Source organism: Burkholderia sp. PAMC 26561 (assembly GCF_001557535.2).
Taxonomy (GTDB): Bacteria; Pseudomonadota; Gammaproteobacteria; order Burkholderiales; family Burkholderiaceae; genus Caballeronia.
In genome coordinates this window covers 432,945-450,751 of sequence record NZ_CP014308.1, presented here as the reverse complement: position 1 = coordinate 450,751, position 17,807 = coordinate 432,945, and the positions used below count along the sequence as shown (strand labels likewise).

Sequence of the window (17,807 nt, the reverse complement as noted above, 5' to 3'; positions counted from 1 at the left end):
CGCTAGCCAGGAAAGTTCAATAAGCTTAGCCCGTAAGCTCATAATTTCCTGATCATCTTGCTGTGCGTCTGAAGCCAGTGCCATCTCGGCGCTGAGAAAGAAAGAGGACCATGACCTCGGTGCGCTCGCCGCCAGTTCTAATAGCAAGCATTGAATGATCGTTGTTGCGTTATGGGGCAATGCATCGCCAAGTAATGAGTCTCGCACTTTAAAGAACTAATTCGGGTGACCGCCGGGGGGCGTTCGCGCGCTGCGGTGATCGCTCGCTCTATCAGTCAGCAACGGAAGCTTCGTTGATTTCATGCCTGCGCATAGCGGCGGTAACGAATCCATTTCGCTTCATCCGGCCAATGAAGCCGCCAAGCAACAACGCTGCTTGGGGGCCGCGTGACTTTGCAATCCCCATTGCTTGCCGAATGGTCATGAACTTTTCGTCGAGAAGACGCAATCCGCCCAGACGGTCGGCATCAGCTTTCAGTTGCTGCTTCACTCCTGCTGCAACGTCGAGCCCTTCACGAAGGAAAGTGTTCACGACTTCCGGGGACGTTGAACCACGAACGATTTCAGCCCGCTTGAGTTCTCGCGTCAGGAAAAGGTCATACGCGCTACCGGCGCCAACAGCCACGCGAATGCCGGGTTTATCGACGTCGGTCGTAGTCCGGATTAGTGAATCCGTACGGACGAGATAATTCCCTTCGATAAGAATGTAAGGTGCGGTGAATGAGATTTCTTCGCCCCGCTTCGTGTCGATGGCGAAGAATCCGACGTCGGCGTCACCAGCGGCGACGGCGGTGACGGCATCCCCCGCAGCATCGAAGCTCACGAGTTCCAAAGGAAGCGCCAGTGCGCTCGCCAGTTCGTTTGCCAAGTCGACAGAGATGCCTTTTGGCTTCCCCCAGCGTCCTTTGTCGCGAGAATTGGATTTCCAAAGTTGATGGATATGCGCAGCACACCCGACGGCGCGAACGCTTCCCTTATTGCCAGTTCTGCAGCCATAACAGCCTTCGTCCGTCGTTAGTTACTGTTCGAGAACCGACGAAGGAACGAGCACTGAACCCTCCATCAGACGGCGTGCGCTTCGGCTCATGACGGCCTTTGTCACCGTCCAGATGCCACCCTTCTGTTCAGCCTCGGCACCGACGGCAAGGCTACCCGATGGGTGGCCGAATCGCACTGCGCCAGTCGATTCGGGAACCAAGCGATTGACAAGCGTACCTGGAATTGCGGCGGCAACAGCGATAGCTACTGCGCCCGTTCCCGTCATCGCATGGTGGAGCTTGCCCATTGAGAAGATCCGAGCATTGATATCGAGGGTTGCCGGGTCAATTTGCTTACCGCTCGAGGCTAAGTAGCCGGCCGGTTTCGCGACGAAAGCCAATTTCGGCGTATGCGGGCGCAACTGTGTTGCTTCGTCGGCGGACTTTGACAGCCCCATTTGGACGGCCGCATGCGCACGAATCGCTTCTACCCGTTTTAGCAGTTCGGTATTGCTATTGATGTCGCGCTGTAATTCGTTCCCTTTCAAGCCGAGCGTCGCAGCGTCAACGAAAACGGCTGGATTACCTGCATTAATCATCGTCAATTCAACTGGGCCAACCCCGGGACGTCGAGCACGTCTACGGCATTCCCAGTAGGGAACATGCGGCTGCCGTCTTTTTCACCGTCACCGCTAGGGTCGAAAAACTCTATCTTGATTTCAGCCGCCGGGAAGGTCACACCATCAAGTTCGAAGTCGCCGTCTTCAACGACTTCGCCATTCTTCATTGGCACGTGAGCAATGATTTTTGCGCTGATGTTGGCCTGCCAGATTCGGACCGTCGCTATACCGTCGCGAGGGGCATCAACAAGCCCTTGCGAGATGGCGAATGGGCCAACAGCCGAGGTAAGGTTACCGCAGTTGCCGGACCAATCAATCATCGTCTTTTCAATGGCGACCTGTCCGAAGCGGTAATCGACATCGCAATCCGCGCGAGAAGACGGCTCGACGAGTACTACTTTACTCGTACTGGATGTTGCGCCACCCATGCCGTCAATTTGCTGACCATACGGGTCGGGACTACCGATTACGCGCATCAGTATTCGGTCTCGCACAGCTGCGTCTCTCGGTAGCCAGTCGTTGTGGAAAAAAACGCCTTTGCTCGTGCCGCCGCGCATGTACACGGCTTGAATCTTCGACTGCGCCAAGATTTTCTCCCTGGAAGTGAAGTCCCGAGACAAGTGGGATAGTGCGTTTATTTAACAACAAACGCAAGACGAGTGCAACGGTTTTGTTTTTCTAAGCCCAGCGCATTGGGCTTCCCGCCTGCATACGGGTATATTTGCAGGTATCGCTCAGTGCGTTCTACCCTTCAAGATCATGACAACTGATTTGACCAATAGTCAGCAGAAGGCGCTTCGCGAAATCGTCGCGCACGTGAGACGTGAGAGGTTGCCCGCCGGCACGCACCTACCCGAGTGGACGTTGGCCAAGCTTATTGGAACGTCCCGGTCGCCCATTCGGGTCGCGCTAAACCGCTTGGTCCAATCCGGCGTAATGCGCTACGACAAGAATCGCGGCTACTCAGTGCAAGCATCGTTTAGTGAACTTCCGACCGACGTCCTAGAACAGGTCAACTCAGTGGAGGATCCGCTATATCTCCGTCTGGCCGATGCGCACTTTCGGGGGGCTGTACCTAAGTCAGTGACGGAGGCGGACCTGACTCGTTTGCTCGAGGCGTCCCGGAGCGATATCCGTAAGGTACTGGTGCGAGCGCACAGCGAGGGCTGGGCTGAGAAGGAGGCGGGCTATGGCTGGCGCTTCTTGCCGATGATTGATTCGCTAGAAGCGTATGACGACATGTATGCTCTACGCCTGGCAATCGAGCCCGCGGGTATTCTTAATCCAAAATTCCGCCCCAATCTTGACATGCTGCATGAGCTCCGTCGCGAGCAGTTGGCCATCCTTGAAGGGGGGCACGAAGCGATGACCCCTACGGAGCGATTCGAATCCAATGCGCGTTTTCACGAGGCGATAGCCGCTTGGTCGGGCAACCGGTTTGCATTACAGACACTTCGTCGGCTCGACCAAATGCGCCGACTCGCTGAATATCGTCAGGCCCGACAGCAACTGCCGAGGCGCGCGCTCGCTCAAGAGCACATCGACATCCTTGATGCAATTGAAAGCGGCGACATGCTGGCAGCGGCCAGTTTAATGCGACAGCATGTGGACGCCGCGCGCCGCAAAAAGGCGGTCATGGAGGTTTTTGATCGTGCGGATACGCTGCAGCCGCTCGAGGTCGATGCCTAGCGGGTAAACGATAGTCGTTGACGCAGACGCCCATCCAGCCGCCTTAGGGCGGTTTTTTTTCGTCGATGCCAAATTCGATTTGCGTTTTTGCATTGACAAAGACACTTCAAAAAAATAATCTGATTGTGTTTGTGGGAGCAAATGAACAATTTCCAATTCAAATCTGAAATGCTGGGCGACTCACAGACTAAACATGTCATTGACCAAATCCATTGTTGACACCCACGCTCACGTGTTCCATAGGGGACTGATGTTTGTCCCGTCGCGCCGCTTCACGCCAAACTACGATGCCCGGCTCGATTCTTATCTGGCTCAACTCGACGCCAACGGAGTTGCGCTCGGCGTGCTAATCGCCGTCAGCGTTTTGGGCAACAATAACAACTACCTGCTGGATTGCCTGCGGTCGCATCCCGAACGCCTGCGCGGCGTGGTCTCAATTGACCCGAGCACCGACATTCGCAAGTTTGATGCGTTCGCTTCCGCTGGCGTTGTAGGAGTCCGCGTGAATCTAACCGGTGACTTCCCAGCACCGGATTTCAGGTCAGGAGCGTGGGCAGAGGCCGTCGCAGAGTGCATGAAACATGACTGGCATATCGAAATCAATGACCGGGCGGCCCGTTTGCATCAGTCGCTAACGCCGCTAATCAACGCGGGAGCGAAGGTCGTCGTCGACCATTTCGGCATGCCGGACCGACAGAAAGGCATCGATGACCCAGGGTTCGACCATTTGCTTCAGGTCGCCGACACCCGCCAGGTTTGGGTGAAGCTCTCGGGCGCCTATCGGACAAGCTTCGACATCGCACGAGATGCCGCGCCGCGGCTACTTGAAGCGTTTGGGCCAGAACGTCTGCTCTGGGCGAGCGACTGGCCTTTCACGCAGCATGAATCAACGCAGGACTATAGAACCCAGCGCGTGGCAATCAACGACTGGATTGCCGATTCGAGGGAACGTGAGGTGGTGCTTTCTGATACGCCGCGAAGCCTCTTCAAGTTCTGACCATATAGATCGCTACCCCTTACACTATAGAGAACATCATGGCCGACCAGCCCGCCGACACATTCAAGACCATTCGTTTCCTTAACACCCCGACGGAAAACGGCACAGGTATTTTTCGCTCGCGGCGTTGGCTGAGTCGGGCTTCGACAATGTCGGCCGCCTGCCGGTCGTCATCCGGATTCTGCTTGAGTCCGTGCTGCGCAACTGCGACGGGACAAAGGTTCTCGAGTCGCATATAACGGACCTCGCTAGCTGGAAGCCGGACGCGCAGCGCGTGAACGAAATTCCTTTCGTTGTTGGCCGAGTGCTGTTGCAGGACTTTACCGGTATTCCCCTCTTGACTGACCTCGCGGCAATGAGAAGTCAGGCGAAGAAGCGTAACGCGGACCCAAAGGCGGTGGAACCGCTCGTTCCCGTCCATCTGGTCGTCGACCATTCGGTGCAAACCGAGTTCTCAAATGTTCCGAACGCAATACGCCAGAACATGGAAGTCGAGTTCGCACGCAACCGCGAGCGCTACGAACTGATGAAGTGGGGAATGCAGGCGTTTGACACGTTCAAGGTCGTGCCGCCGGGAATTGGGATTTGCCACCAAATCAATCTCGAATATCTCGCTCAAGGCGTCATTGAAAAGGATGGCGTAGTCTTCCCTGATACGCTGGTCGGCACTGACTCGCACACCACCATGATAAATGGCATTGGCGTGCTGGGCTGGGGCGTGGGCGGTATCGAAGCCGAAGCTGGGATGCTTGGCCAACCGGTCTACATGCTCATGCCGGACGTGGTCGGCGTAGAACTGAGTGGCTCGCTTTCGGCTGGCGTTACGGCGACCGATGCGGTCTTGCAGGTCACCGAGACGCTGCGCGCTGCGAAGGTGGTGGGCAAACTCGTCGAGTTCTTTGGCGAAGGAGCTGCCTCCCTGAGTGCAACGGACCGCGCAACGATTGCGAACATGGCGCCGGAATACGGCGCAACGAGTGGCTTCTTTCCCGTCGATGAAAACACATTGACGTACTACCGTCAAACTGGCCGCAGCGACGAGCAGATCACGCTGATTCGAGAATACTTCGACGCACAAGGTCTTTTCGGCGCACCGAAGGCCGGAGAGGTCAACTACTCGGCCGTCGTCAAAATCAGCCTGGGCGCTATCAAGCCAAGTGTCTCCGGGCCAAAGCGTCCACAGGACCGTGTCGACCTGTCGGCGTTGGGCCAACGATTCGATGAAGTCATGGTTCAAGACAGCAAGATTGGTGGCTACGGCAAGACTGCAGCCCAGTTAAATGAGCGTTATCCGGTATCCGCCAAGCCGGCGGGAGCGCCTGGGCCTGTTGAGCGATATGAGGTTGGGCATGGCGACGTGCTGGTCGCCGCGATCACGTCCTGCACGAACACATCTAACCCAGAGTTGCTGGTCGCAGCAGGCCTGGTCGCGAAGAAGGCCCTTGAGCGCGGTCTGAAGGCAAAGCCTTGGGTGAAGACGCTCTTCACTCCCGGTTCGCGGGTCGTGACTGCATACCTTCAGGACGCTGGCCTTACGCAACCGCTGGAGCAACTGGGGTTTGGCATCGCCGCTTACGGATGCGGCGCATGTGTTGGGAACATTGGACCACTCGACCCGGCGCTTGAAGAGGTGGTCGTGTCGAAGGACCTGGTCTGTAGCGCAGTGCTGTCGGGCAACCGGAATTTCGAAGCTCGCATTCACGGGAATCTTCGCGCCAATTTCCTTGCGAGCCCGCCGCTTGTCGTCGCATTCGCGTTGGCTGGAACGACGCGTATCGACGTTACATCTGAGGCACTGGGCATCGACGGTGATGGCAAGCCTGTCATGCTCGCCGATATCTGGCCGACGAACGAGGAAATCAAGGCGCTCAGCGTTTATGCAGCGAACCCCAAACACTACAAGGAGTTGTATTCGGACTTCACCGCTGGTCACGACCTCTGGAACAACATCGCGAGCGGTGACGGAGCAGTGTATAGCTGGCCCGAGTCGACCTACGCCGCTGAGCCTGACTTCTTCAGCGATGCCGACTCGAGCCCGAAGCCGATTGCTGGCGCACGGGCGCTCGCCATTTTAGGTAATTCCATCACCACGGACCATATCAGCCCGGCTGGTTCAATCTCCAAAAAGTCGCCAGCAGGCGAATGGTTGACGGCGCGCGGCGTCGCGCAGAAGGACTTCAACACATACGGCGCCCGACGCGGACACTTTGAGGTCATGGTGCGCGGCACATTCGCAAATGTGCGCTTGAAAAACTTGATGCTGCCGGCTAAGGAGGATGGCGCTGCCGACGAAGGCCCGTTCACCGTGCACCAACCTAGCGGGCAACGCACGACGATTTTCGATGCGTCTCGGCGATATCTCGAAGCAGGCACGCCCTCCATCGTCGTCGCGGGTGAAGAATACGGAACTGGCTCCAGCCGCGACTGGGCCGCCAAGGGCACTCGTTTGCTGGGTGTCAAGGCCGTAATCGCACGGAGTTTTGAACGTATCCACCGCAGCAACCTCGCTGGGCTGGGAGTGCTCCCGCTGCAGTTCATTGGTGACGACAGCGCACAATCGCTCGGACTGGACGGCACCGAGACTTTCGACATCATCGGTCTCGAAAGCGGCGTGCGACCGCTTCAGGAGGTCACCCTGGTTATCAGGCGCGCCGATGGTTCGCAACGGAACGCGACGTTGCTCGCACGAATTGATACGCAGATTGAGGCGACCTATTTCAGCAACGGAGGCATCTTGCCCTACGTCTTGTCGAGTCTGCTTAAAAAGCCTGCAACGGAAGTCGTAGAGACTGTCTGATGCAGAGGGCGGCGTCCGTCGCCCTTGTCCTGATAAACATAAAATATATTAGGAGACTTAAATATGCTGAAGAACATAATTCCCGGAATTTTTATTCTTCCGTGCCTGACCGCGCAGGCGCAGAGCAGTGTCACCCTGTACGGTATTGTCGACGTGGGCGTGAACTATCTGAGCAATGCGCAGACCGCGCGAACAAAAACCGGCTTGAACGGGGGCAGCCAGTGGTCGGTCATGGACGGTGGGACGGGCGGCCTGCAAGGTAGTCGCTGGGGCTCAAAGGTTCGGAGGACCTGGGCGGCGGATTCAAGACCATTTTTGTTCTTGAGAATGGCTTCAACATGAACAATGGCACGTTTGGGCAGGGCGGTGCTGAGTTCGGACGTCAGGCGTGGGTGGGTTTGACCAGCAACTATGGCAGGGTCACGCTGGGGCGCCAATATGACGAGGTGGTCGACTTCTATGCACCGCTTCTGGCAGCTCCACAGTGGGGCGGTTATATGGCTGAGCATCCAAGTGACCTCGACAACGCTTCCAATACGCGCCGGATCAACAATTCAATAAAGTACACGTCGCCCACGATGTCCAGCCTTACGTTCGCAGGTCTTTATAGCCTGGGGGGCGTAGCAGGTTCCTTCGGGACGAATCGAATCTGGTCGGTGGGCGGGGGTTACGCATCGGGCCCATTCACGGTCGGCGCAGGCTACCTTAACGCACATAACCCGAACACTTCGTTCTATGGGTCGAATCCGAATGGCGGTCCTGCGACCACGAACAACCTCGGGGGTCTTGGGTCTGCTACATCGGCAGAAAGCAATCCGGTTTATGCAGGCTTTGCTTCAGCAAAAACGCTTCAGATTGCGGCCGTCGCAGCTGCCTACACGTTCGGCCCGGCAACCTTAGGGCTGGGCTACTCCAATACCCGTTTCCAAGACTTGGGCTCACCCTCCGGTCCCAATCCGCTGGGCTATAGCGGAAAAGCCGTTTTCCACAATGCCGAGGTGAACGCCAAGTGGCAGGTGAGTCCGGCGTTCCTGCTCGGGGCCGCGTTCGACTACACCAAAGGTAGTGGGGCGAATGGTCAGAGCGGGCAAAAATACGAGCTAACCAGCATCGGCGCGGACTACTTCCTCTCGAAGCGAACTGATGTGTACACCGTCGCGGTCTACGAACACGCGAGCGGCACTGATTCTCTGAACCAGCCGGCGGTCGCAACTATAACCGGCATGACCCCGTCCGCAACCAGCAAACAGGTCGCGGTTCGGGTCGGCATTCGCCATAAGTTTTGATGTGTAGTCGCATCCTCGCGGGATGCGTTTCAGTATCCAATATGTATTGGGCAAGAGACAACTCATGATTTCAGCATCGCAGGCAGACACGATTCCGACGCCGTCAGCGAACGAGGAAATGCTTCAGCAGCGTGCGGTATCGAAGACCGCCTGGCGGTTGCTTCCTGTCCTGACGCTCGCCTTCATTTTTAATTACATCGATCGGACCAGCGTGGGCTTCGCCGCGCTGACGATGAATGCAGACCTGGGCCTTTCCGCGACTGAATTTGGCTGGGGCGCCGGTATTCTGTTCGCAGGCTATTGTGTGCTCGAAGTGCCGAGCAACCTTATGCTCTATCGCTTCGGCGCCAGACGGTGGCTGGCGCGCATTATGATTACTTGGGGGCTTGCAGCCGCAGCGACTGCCTTGGCGGTAGGTCCGAAGAGTTTCTATTTCGCCCGGTTCGTATTGGGTGTCGCTGAAGCCGGCTTCTTTCCCGGCGTCACTTTCTATCTCGCCTGCTGGTTCCCAGCGAAATATCGCACCCGCATGCTTGCATGGTTCATGGTGGGCGTTCCTATTTCGTCTGTCATCAGCGGTCCGTTGTCCGGCCTGCTCTTGAACATGAACGGTACGCTCGGTCTCGCGGGTTGGCAGTGGATGTTCATTATGCAGGGATTGCCCGCGACTGTCATCGGCGTCGTGGTCTTGTTGATGCTCCGCGATAACCCGACCCAGGCAACCTGGCTGTCAAATGACGAGCGCTACGCGCTCATCGGTATGCTGGCTTCCGAGCGTCGTGAGAAAGAGCACAAGCATTTTGGCGCTGCATTGAAAGACCCACGTGTGCTGATTCTTACCGCCATTCAGTTCGGTTTCGTGATGGGCTCGTATGGCATCGGCATCTGGTTGCCGACCATTCTGAAGTCACACGGACTCACCGTATCCGCAATCAGTCTCGTCTCGTCAGTTCCCTACATCTTCGCAACACTGGCGATGTTGACATGGGCAAGACGCGTCGACCGAAGCGGGAAAAAGATTCTAAACCTCTTGCTGACATGCGTGCTCGGGGCAGCAGGGATGATCTGTGCAGCGTTGCTCCATACATTCTGGCCCGCGCTTGTCGGGATCACGGTGGCCGTGATTGGCGTGACGACAGCGCGCGCAGTGTTCTGGAGCATTCCTACCCGCTTCCTCACAGGCGCGGCAGCTGCGGGCGGTTTCGCGTTCATCAATTCCGTCGGCACGTTCGGTGGCTTCGCGGGACCGTTCATGATGGGATGGTTGAAGGACCTGACCGGCTCTTTCTCGGCGGGCATCCTTGGCATGGCCGCGATGCTGCTTATCTCGACCCTTCTCACTGGCTCGCTGATGTACTTCGTCAAGGACGAATGAATCTAGGCGGGTTGTCATCCAGCCCAGCCTTCTCACCAAACCGATAACGATGTAAAGGACACGCCGTGCCCACGAATGCTGAGATTGCGCCCGAGGCTGACGCCAAACAACTGTCGTCGAGCTCTGAGATGCCTGTGCTGAAGGAACGGGTTCCATTCTGGCCCAATGGATGGTGGACCATTCTAGAAATACGTGTCGGCATTATCCCGTTGCCGGTTTATGTGTTGCTGGTTGGTCTCATTGCGGGCTTCGCCCTGACCGGGAAAGTGCCGGGCGAGATTTCCATGGCGCTGGCCATCCTCGTGGTGGCCGGCTTCACCTGTGCGGAAATCGGCAAGCGCTTGCCCGTAATCCGGAAGATAGGGGGCGCGGCTATTTTGGCAACCTTCCTGCCATCATATTTGGCCTATCATCATTTCCTGCCCGCGCGCGTTCTTGACGTCGTTGTCAGCTTCACTAAGGTCAGCAATTTTTTGTATTTGTTCATCGCGTCCATCATAGTAGGCAGCATATTTAGCATGGACCGTACCGTGCTTGTTCGTGGGTTCACAAAGATTTTTATCCCGCTTGCAGCTGGGACAGTGGTGGCGGGGATCGTCGGTACGACAACGGGTTGGTTGCTCGGACTTGGCTTTGAGCACACGTTGCTCTTCGTCGTTATTCCAATCATGGCCGGGGGTGTCGGGGAAGGCGCAATTCCACTATCAGTGGGCTATTCCGAAATTATGCATTTGCCCCAAGGGCCGCTTTTTGCCCAAGTGCTTCCGACCGTCATGATTGGCAGCCTGACGGCCATCCTGTTTGCGGGGGCACTTAGCTTTATCGGAGAAAAGTTGCCTCATCTCACGGGTAAAGGCGTTTTACAGCGAGTGCCGGACGACCTGCCCGCCAGCGCGCCTGAAGAAACCCCTGTTATACCTGATGTTGCGACGGTCGCCGCTGGTGCGATTACGGCAATTTCGCTTTACCTCGTTGGGCTCTTGTGTCACCGTTTCTTCGGTCTCCCGGCGCCGGTGTCCATGCTTTTCGTCGCGGTTCTTATCAAACTATCTCATGCCGTGTCGCCGCAGCTTCAAAGTGGGGCGCGCATTGTCTACCAGTTCTTCTCGGTTGCGGTTACGTACCCGTTGCTGTTCGCCATCGGGACGGCTTTGACGCCCTGGAACGACCTCGTCGGCGCGATAAGCATGGCCAACGTCGCGACAATCGTCATTACGGTGTTTTCGCTAATGGCGACAGGCTTCGTTGTCGCGCGTTGGGTAAACATCTATCCAATTGAAGCTGCTATCGTAAATGCGTGTCACAGCGGACAAGGTGGTACAGGCGACGTGGCGATTCTGTCTGCATGCGACCGTATGAGTCTGATGCCTTTTGCCCAGATTGCAACCCGTATCGGGGGCGCAATAACTGTCACCATAACCCTCTTGATTCTGTCTCGACTCTTCTAAGTTGGCCAGGTTGAGGTCGGCTGAAAAAGATGGACGCCAACATCCCGTAGAATTGTGGAATGGAGGCGTCGATGAACCGAATCCCGAAGGCTGTGTACACGAAGGAATTTCGTGAAGAAGCAGTGAAGCTGGCAATGACTGACGGCGTCGGCGTGTCTGAAGCCGCGCGTCGACTGTCAATATCGATGAAGACGTTGGTGAACTGGGTACGTGCTGCGAAGGCGGCAAGCTGGAGAAGGTTGGACAGTACCAGAAGCCCCTGACGGAGATCGAGGCGGAGCTGAGTCCGGTCAAGCGGGAATTGGCCGAAGTGAGGACGGAGCGCGATTTATTGCAAAAATTCGCGACGTACTTTACGAGGGAGTCGCGGTGAAGTACGGCGTGATTGAACAGATGCAACAGCAGTATCCAGTGCCGCCGATGTGCCGGTTTATGGGCGTTTCCACCAGTGGCTACTACGCCTGGCGCAAACGGCCGCTGTCGTTGCACGCTCGGCAAGAGCCTCGGCTCGAAGCGCAGGTGCGTGCAGCTCACGAGCGTAGGCGAGAAACTTTTGGCCCGGAACGGCTACAGCGAACCTGCTGAATCAGGACTTCAAGGTGAGCGGGCCGAATCAGGCCTGGCGTGGCGACATCACATATATAGCGACCGATGAGGGATGGCTGTATCTGGCCGGCCTCAAAGATCTGTTTAGCGGAGAGGTAGTCGGCTACTCGATGAGCGAGCGCATGACAAAACAGCCGGTAATGCAGGCACTGTTTCGTGCTGTCGCGTCGCACCGACCACCGGCCGGTCTGATACAACACACGGACTGCGGCAGTCAGGGCGGATTCAACCGGTCGTCGCAACAACTAGAATATTGAACGGATTTTAGGTATGCGTCTAGGGTTTCCGCAGGCGTCTTCCAGCCGAGCGTTTTCCGGGGCCTGGCGTTCAACGTGTTAGCAACTGCTTGGAGCTCTTGAACACCTCATCGAGACAGGTCCGTGCCCTTTGGAAAGTATTATCGCAGAAGGCCATTGGTGTTTTCGTTGGTACCACGCTGCCATGGGCTGAGCGGGTCAGCGAAGAACACTTTCACGCCGGACTCTATCGTGAAGCGGGCATGATCGGACAGATCCTTGCCACGATCCCAAGTCAATGATCGCCACAACTGACCAGGCAAGTCAGCCACGGTCTTCTTGAGCGTGTTAGCCATCGTGACAGATCCATAGCCGGCAAGCGCAGGCCCATTCTTCGTACGTGGAAGTGCCCATAACCTTTCTCGCGAGGTAAGTGCACGAGCATCGTAAAGCGGCTTGATCTTTCGACCAAAGTCCCGATGGCTGATCGGTTTAAGCCGATAATTAGATCGCCTTCCCAATGACCCGGCACAGCACGATCTTGCACCTCTGCAGGCCGGCTGGAAATCATCACCCCCTCGCTGACGTGCGCCCACGCCTTAGCGCGCGCTCTCGCTCGAGGAACGCGCAACGCACGCCCGGTGCGAAGACACCCAGCAGCTCGCGTTCGAGTGCGCCGCGCCCTTGAATAAGAGGGCTTGATAAATGGCTTCGTGAGAGATGTGCATAGATTCATCGTCCGGGAAATCGGCCTTCAGTCGATTGGGATTTGCTCAGGTGACCAGCCGTGGACCCACGTTCGGTCACCGCGATGTGGTTTATTGCGCCGCTTGAACCCTGCCTGCCTGGCCCCGCAATCTCACGACCCTCCACGTAATGTACCTTGCCCTCCAACCGCTCCCGTACGTATTGGCGCAGCCGTGCATTACTCGCCAGCTTCGCGGCTTTGGTCGTTTGGCAAACCGTTCGGCCTTCCACTGCGCGACCGAAGCACGATACTCGAGATACCCACCACGTGTCGCCGCATTGCGGATGAGCTCTCGTGAAACGGCTGAAGGACTGCGTTCGATGCGGCGGGCTATCTCGCGTACACTGGCTCAACCAAACGCACTGAACCATCGGGCAGGCGCACCCTGGGCTCCCGCACTTCGAGGAAGCACTCGTGCTGGAAGAAATTGAGATGCCGCAGGCGCTTGATTTGCGTGTCGTGCACGGGATGCTCGCCGGCAACTCCGGCATAGCCAAATCGGCTGCCTGCAACGAAGTCAACGGCGATGTTGGGCTGCCGCTGAGCAGCATCGAAGTCAACACTTCGGACATACCAAGGAGCCGTGATACCGAAGGCGGATTCGAACAATTGATTCGTCATAGCAGATTGGCTTTACATGGCTGATTCCCGCATTCTGCCGCACTCACCCATAACTCATCTTACTGGGTGACCGCGCCTCAAGGGGTCGCTGCGCCGGGCTCACGCCCGCCCTTGACCCGCCAAACCACCCACTGAGAATTCAAAAGAGGCAAATTTCCAATGCTTGGCTGGCAGTCCGAGCACCCGCATCAATCTGGGTTTCCTCAGCTCGCCGAGTTTGCGCTATACTATACAAGTATATACACGTATATGCCAGAGGCATTAGCAATGGGCCGGACCACACAACGCGTAGTTTACCTGCTAAGTGTCCGTGGGCCGCGACGCACTGTTTTTGCATCTTCGGCAATTTGGCCGCTGTTGCGAAGCGGTAGCGTGAGCTTCGTAGGACGGCGCACGCGTGACCGCAGACGTGCCGACATCAGTGCGGTTTCTTAGATGGTGTGGGGGCAGTTCGTCGCAATATGTACTCGGACCGTGGAAGAGCTGATGCGCACTCAGGCCCACACGCGCTTCAGCTAACACGCTCGATATTTGGATCAGCAATTCTGATGCTGGAAGTCCCGCCATCTCGAGCCCAAAAAATGCATTGCTGTCTGCCGGGGAAAACCATCCTCGGCTAAAGGACCTGTCATGAACATCCCAAGTTATTCAACCGAAACAACGGCCCTGGTATTGGTAGATGTATTGAACGACTTTCTGGCTGAAGATGGAAAGCTCCACGGCATGATCGGTCCTATGCTCGATCAGACTAATTTGATAGAGCATCTCAAGCGACTCCTGGAAGGAGCGCGTGCCGCTGGTCTAAAGATCTTTTTCTCGCCACACGGTGTTGACGAGCATAGCTTTGACGACGTTCACCATGTGCATCCGCGTTTTCAGTTTGGCCTGGAAAACAAGGTTTTCTGGAAGGGTAGCCGTGGAGCTAACTTCTTTGAACCCCTACGCCCACAGAATGGTGAAATAATCATTAGTCAGCATCGTATGTTTGATTCGTTCGTTGGTACGGATCTGGAAAAGCAGTTGCGTAACCATGGTATCGAGAAGGTCGTCATCGCGGGGTTGACATCGCAAACCTGCGTCGAAGGAACCGGTCGCCATGCTCTTGAAACCGGCTTCCACGTCACCTTTCTGAAGGATGCGGTAGCCGACTTCACCGAACTGGCGCATCGAGCTGCTCTCGACGTTTCGTATCCGACTTTCGGCCACGAAGTGCTCACGATCGAAGAGTTTCTGAACGCTGTGACCGCCGCTTAGCCGGCGCGGCTATCTGAATTTGAGTGTGTGACAAAGTTTAGACCACGACTGAGGTGGAAATCGGTGTTCTCGCAAGTGCTAGGCGAATGGTTGGTAGCGCTGTAGCCGACAAGTTGCACGTTTTGGAATTAGGCCGGTTGCATGAACCGACGGCACGCTGTGTTGCTGGCGCAGCCGGAAGGTGGGCGGTCTCAAGTCGAAGTGCAACAGCTAGGTTAATGTTTAGATGACGTTGCTAGATCCGCTGCTTGTAGCGTCGCGGCGAATACCTCGAAGGGAGAATGAAACGCATGGGTGGCACGAGGTCGCTTGTTCAAGCTGTCGGCAATGATGTCGAGGTCTGCCTGACTATGCACGGAAAGATCGGTGCCTTTGGGTAAATACTCGCGCAACAGGCCATTGGTATTTTCACAAGTTCCGCGCTGCCACGGGCTATGTGGATTGCAAAAATAGACGTTCACGCCAGTTTGAGCGGCAAGTTCTTGATGTCGTGAGAGTTCACGCCCTTGGTCGTAAGTGAAGCTTTGACGCAAGTGTTCGGGAATCGAGTTGAGCTTGGCCGAGAAGCCGGCCAGTGCAGATTCGGCTGTGGCATCGTGCATCTTGGCCAGCAGTACCAGACGGCTTGTTCTCTCCACCAACACGCCAACTGAGGAGCGATTGCCTTCGCCTTTGATGAAGTCGCCCTCCCAGTGCCCGGGCATCACGCGATCCTCGATTTCAGGTGGGTGCACGTGAATGCTGACCATATTGGGAATTTGCCAGCGGCGATCATTACCCCGCGTGCGCGACATACGGGCGCGATGAGCACGACGCAAACAAGCAATGAGTTGGCGCCGTAATTCTCCGCCTGGGTGAGCGTAGATGGTCGTGTAAATCGTTTCGTGCGAGATCTGCAAAGTAGGATCGGTCGGAAACATACGCTTGAGAATTCCAGAGATTTGCTGAGGTGACCAACGCCACTCGAGCAGCGTGAGGACGACCCTCCAGCAGGCGCTGTGAGGCCCAAGTTTGGGCGCGGTGACCGTGTCGGTTCGTCGGGCCGAACTGAGCGCGTGCGCCGCCGCTGGGACATAACCGAGCACAGAGCTATTGCGCCTCAGTTCACGGCTGACGGTAGAGGCCGAGCGTCCGAGTATCCGGGCCATGGCCCGGATACTCGAGCCCCGTTGACGCAGGCTCGCGATCTCTAGACGTTCCTCGGCTTGCAACTGCTCATACTGATTCGCTTTGTGCATTACAACACCTTATACGCTTTGGTGTTGCGCTTCAGTTTTGAGCCCGCCGTGTAATCGACGCGCGTCTCGCTTTCGGGCAGATCTCCCTTTGCGGGTGTTTCGACCTGGTAGAGCGCCTTGAAGTATTCGAGTGCATGTGCGGCCCGCCCGCCTGGTTTCTTCATGCCCTTGAAGGCATCAACAAAGGCGCGTCGCGCGTGGGCGAGGCAGCCGAAGTGGGTCGGACCTCGACACTAGAGACGATAACATCCGCGAGGCTCGAGACATCCTTGACGCTTCCTATAAACTTTTCGCCATCGTGAGGGGAGAGCTTGATGATACTGTCGCGATGAGCGTATCTGAGCGTGGCAAACCACAATTAGCGGGAATTTGGCAAAAAGACTGCTGTGTGGATTTACCGACCCCGGCAGTGTTCATCGCCAAGCTAACAAGAATGAAAAGCACCAAGCGACCCCGATGACAGGCCATGAGCGCTGGCCGTGTCTGATGTTTCCAACGTCCTGTTGTAGAGACGGCACAGGGCGGGGCGCACCCCCGCGCACGCGCACGGATACTGGGGTGCAAAACAATCTCCGTCGAGCTAGTCAATCCCAGCGGATCGGCGCACTTAAGTTGCCAAAGTACGGGGCTTCACAACATCGCCGAGACATACCAATAGATTATTGCCCTTCTACTAACATCAGATTACATTCAGCCCATAGTACGGGTACCTCGCAGAGCCTTGCAGATAATGTTCACATCGCCACCGAAGAGCTTTCAGCTCAATAAAGAGACAACGTGCCAGATTCGTCTGGATAGGCGTCGGGATGAATCTGGGCAATCGGCCTGACGTAAGCCTTTCGTACCCACCTGCTGTTTCTGGTGGCCTGCAGTATTGCCAGATCAATCTTAGATTGCGCGATAAACGCATCGAGTAATATTTTACTGAGGATTTGCATGACACCGGGACAACCTTCCGACACCAGTGAAAGCACGGAACAGCAGACACTAACGAGTCGTCGCAGGCTAATTGCAGGCGTTGGTTTGCTTGGAGCAGCACTTGCGACACTTGGCGAAAGGGCCTGGTCGCAGGATCAAGTGCATGGGAGTTATAGCAACGCGGCCATCGCACTTCCTACTGGTCCGGCTGTTGATAACCAAGATGCAGAAATCAAAGCCGTCAAGATCGCTCGTGCGATGAGGGCCGGCCCATATGAAATTACTAAGGATGCCACGATTGCCGAGATGGACCGCCAAGGCAGCTTAACAACTGTCCTACGTAAAGGAACGAACGAGTGGGTCTGTACTCCCGGCAATGAGAACCGAGTTGGCGATCCCCCGATGTGCGTAGATCGTATCGGTATGCAGTGGTTTAACGACGTTATAGCGGGAAAACCTCGTCCGTCCAATACGACCCCCGGCCTTTGCTACATGCTTTGCGGTGCGACTCAGCATAGCAACACCAATGCACTCGACCAAACAAGTCCTGCGATCCCAATCGGCCCGCATTGGATGATACTTTGGCCGTTCGATTCGACGCACTGTGGACTGCCGACCAATGTACGGGACGCCGGCGCATGGATAATGTTTCCAGGGACCCCTTACGCGTATCTACACGTCTGTGGATCTCCGTGGGTCGGGAACACCTATTTGCCGGGAGATCAGGCAATTTGGACGATGCAGTATGAGAAAACTTCGGGATAGGGTGCTGACCCTCCTACCGCTTGACAATCGTCTCCGTCACGTGCGATAGGTTTTTTTGGCGGCTTGCAAGGCGACTTGATTCAGTGCCTTAGTAATCGTTGATGCCGAAAGCTGCTAGGTCATCGTTTTGGTCGTACGCTCTTCGAAGTCCTCGGCAGGCGGACACAATGTCCCGTGCAATGCGGTGTCACTGTCCGCCTCGCCCCCGACTTTTTCGATTACGGTGACTGGA

6 protein-coding genes and 8 pseudogenes are annotated in these 17,807 nt (G+C 56.4%); 8 read left to right on the top strand and 6 right to left on the bottom strand.

Annotated elements, in window-relative coordinates:
* Positions 1–271: 271 nt before the first annotated feature.
* Positions 272–996: pseudogene (locus AXG89_RS24965) on the bottom strand (ABC transporter substrate-binding protein).
* Between the two features lie 22 nt (positions 997–1,018).
* Positions 1,019–2,184, bottom strand: a pseudogene (gene prpF / locus AXG89_RS24960) (2-methylaconitate cis-trans isomerase PrpF).
* Positions 2,185–2,356: 172 nt separating this feature from the next.
* On the opposite strand from prpF, the gene AXG89_RS24955 reads away from it, so the two are divergent.
* The 7 genes and pseudogenes from AXG89_RS24955 to AXG89_RS24925 all read left to right on the top strand — a co-directional run.
* Positions 2,357–3,286, top strand: a complete 930-nt coding sequence (locus AXG89_RS24955; RefSeq protein WP_062173538.1) for a GntR family transcriptional regulator — start codon at positions 2,357–2,359, stop codon at positions 3,284–3,286.
* 193 nt (positions 3,287–3,479) lie between these two features.
* Positions 3,480–4,283 carry an amidohydrolase family protein gene (locus AXG89_RS24950; RefSeq protein ID WP_062173536.1) on the top strand — a complete coding sequence of 268 codons (804 nt, stop codon included), beginning with the start codon at positions 3,480–3,482 and terminating at the stop codon, positions 4,281–4,283.
* A gap of 91 nt (positions 4,284–4,374) precedes the next feature.
* Positions 4,375–7,080: pseudogene (gene acnA / locus AXG89_RS24945) on the top strand (aconitate hydratase AcnA); the annotation flags it as partial.
* A 63-nt stretch (positions 7,081–7,143) separates the two neighbouring features.
* A pseudogene (locus AXG89_RS24940) lies at positions 7,144–8,366 on the top strand (porin).
* A 64-nt stretch (positions 8,367–8,430) separates the two neighbouring features.
* On the top strand, positions 8,431–9,741 hold the full coding sequence (locus AXG89_RS24935) for an MFS transporter (RefSeq protein WP_062174099.1): 1,311 nt from the start codon (positions 8,431–8,433) through the stop codon (positions 9,739–9,741).
* A gap of 128 nt (positions 9,742–9,869) precedes the next feature.
* A complete protein-coding gene (locus AXG89_RS24930; RefSeq protein WP_062174097.1) occupies positions 9,870–11,189 on the top strand; it encodes a 2-hydroxycarboxylate transporter family protein in 1,320 nt (439 codons plus the stop codon).
* Between the two features lie 71 nt (positions 11,190–11,260).
* A pseudogene (locus tag AXG89_RS24925) lies at positions 11,261–12,013 on the top strand (transposase); the annotation flags it as partial.
* A gap of 7 nt (positions 12,014–12,020) precedes the next feature.
* Here AXG89_RS24925 and AXG89_RS24920 read toward each other — a convergent pair.
* Both AXG89_RS24920 and AXG89_RS43225 read right to left on the bottom strand, forming a co-directional pair.
* Positions 12,021–13,122 (bottom strand): annotated as a pseudogene (locus AXG89_RS24920) (IS30 family transposase); the annotation flags it as partial.
* Positions 13,116–13,400, bottom strand: a pseudogene (locus AXG89_RS43225) (ISL3 family transposase); the annotation flags it as partial. The pseudogenes AXG89_RS43225 and AXG89_RS24920, both read right to left, overlap by 7 nt.
* A gap of 630 nt (positions 13,401–14,030) precedes the next feature.
* Between AXG89_RS43225 and AXG89_RS24910 the strand changes: the two are divergent.
* Positions 14,031–14,654, top strand: coding sequence for an isochorismatase family cysteine hydrolase (locus AXG89_RS24910; protein WP_062173532.1), 624 nt, complete (start codon positions 14,031–14,033; stop codon positions 14,652–14,654).
* 215 nt (positions 14,655–14,869) lie between these two features.
* Here AXG89_RS24910 and AXG89_RS24905 read toward each other — a convergent pair whose 3' ends face one another.
* Both AXG89_RS24905 and AXG89_RS24900 read right to left on the bottom strand, forming a co-directional pair.
* The gene (locus AXG89_RS24905; RefSeq protein ID WP_062173530.1) at positions 14,870–15,892 is read right to left on the bottom strand and encodes an IS30 family transposase; all 1,023 of its coding nucleotides are present in this window, start codon (positions 15,890–15,892) and stop codon (positions 14,870–14,872) included.
* A 47-nt stretch (positions 15,893–15,939) separates the two neighbouring features.
* Positions 15,940–16,119, bottom strand: a pseudogene (locus AXG89_RS24900) (IS66 family transposase); the annotation flags it as partial.
* Positions 16,120–17,807 lie beyond the last annotated feature (1,688 nt).

What these genes read in the sequence shown, in the direction of transcription:
- AXG89_RS24910 (WP_062173532.1), top strand. Translation starts at nt 14,031, where the DNA reads ATGAACATCCCAAGTTATTCAACCGAAACAACGGCCCTGGTATTGGTA.
- AXG89_RS24930 (WP_062174097.1), top strand. Translation starts at nt 9,870, where the DNA reads ATGCCTGTGCTGAAGGAACGGGTTCCATTCTGGCCCAATGGATGGTGG.
- AXG89_RS24905 (WP_062173530.1), bottom strand. Translation starts at nt 15,892, where the DNA reads ATGCACAAAGCGAATCAGTATGAGCAGTTGCAAGCCGAGGAACGTCTA.
- AXG89_RS24935 (WP_062174099.1), top strand. Translation starts at nt 8,431, where the DNA reads ATGATTTCAGCATCGCAGGCAGACACGATTCCGACGCCGTCAGCGAAC.
- AXG89_RS24950 (WP_062173536.1), top strand. Translation starts at nt 3,480, where the DNA reads ATGTCATTGACCAAATCCATTGTTGACACCCACGCTCACGTGTTCCAT.
- AXG89_RS24955 (WP_062173538.1), top strand. Translation starts at nt 2,357, where the DNA reads ATGACAACTGATTTGACCAATAGTCAGCAGAAGGCGCTTCGCGAAATC.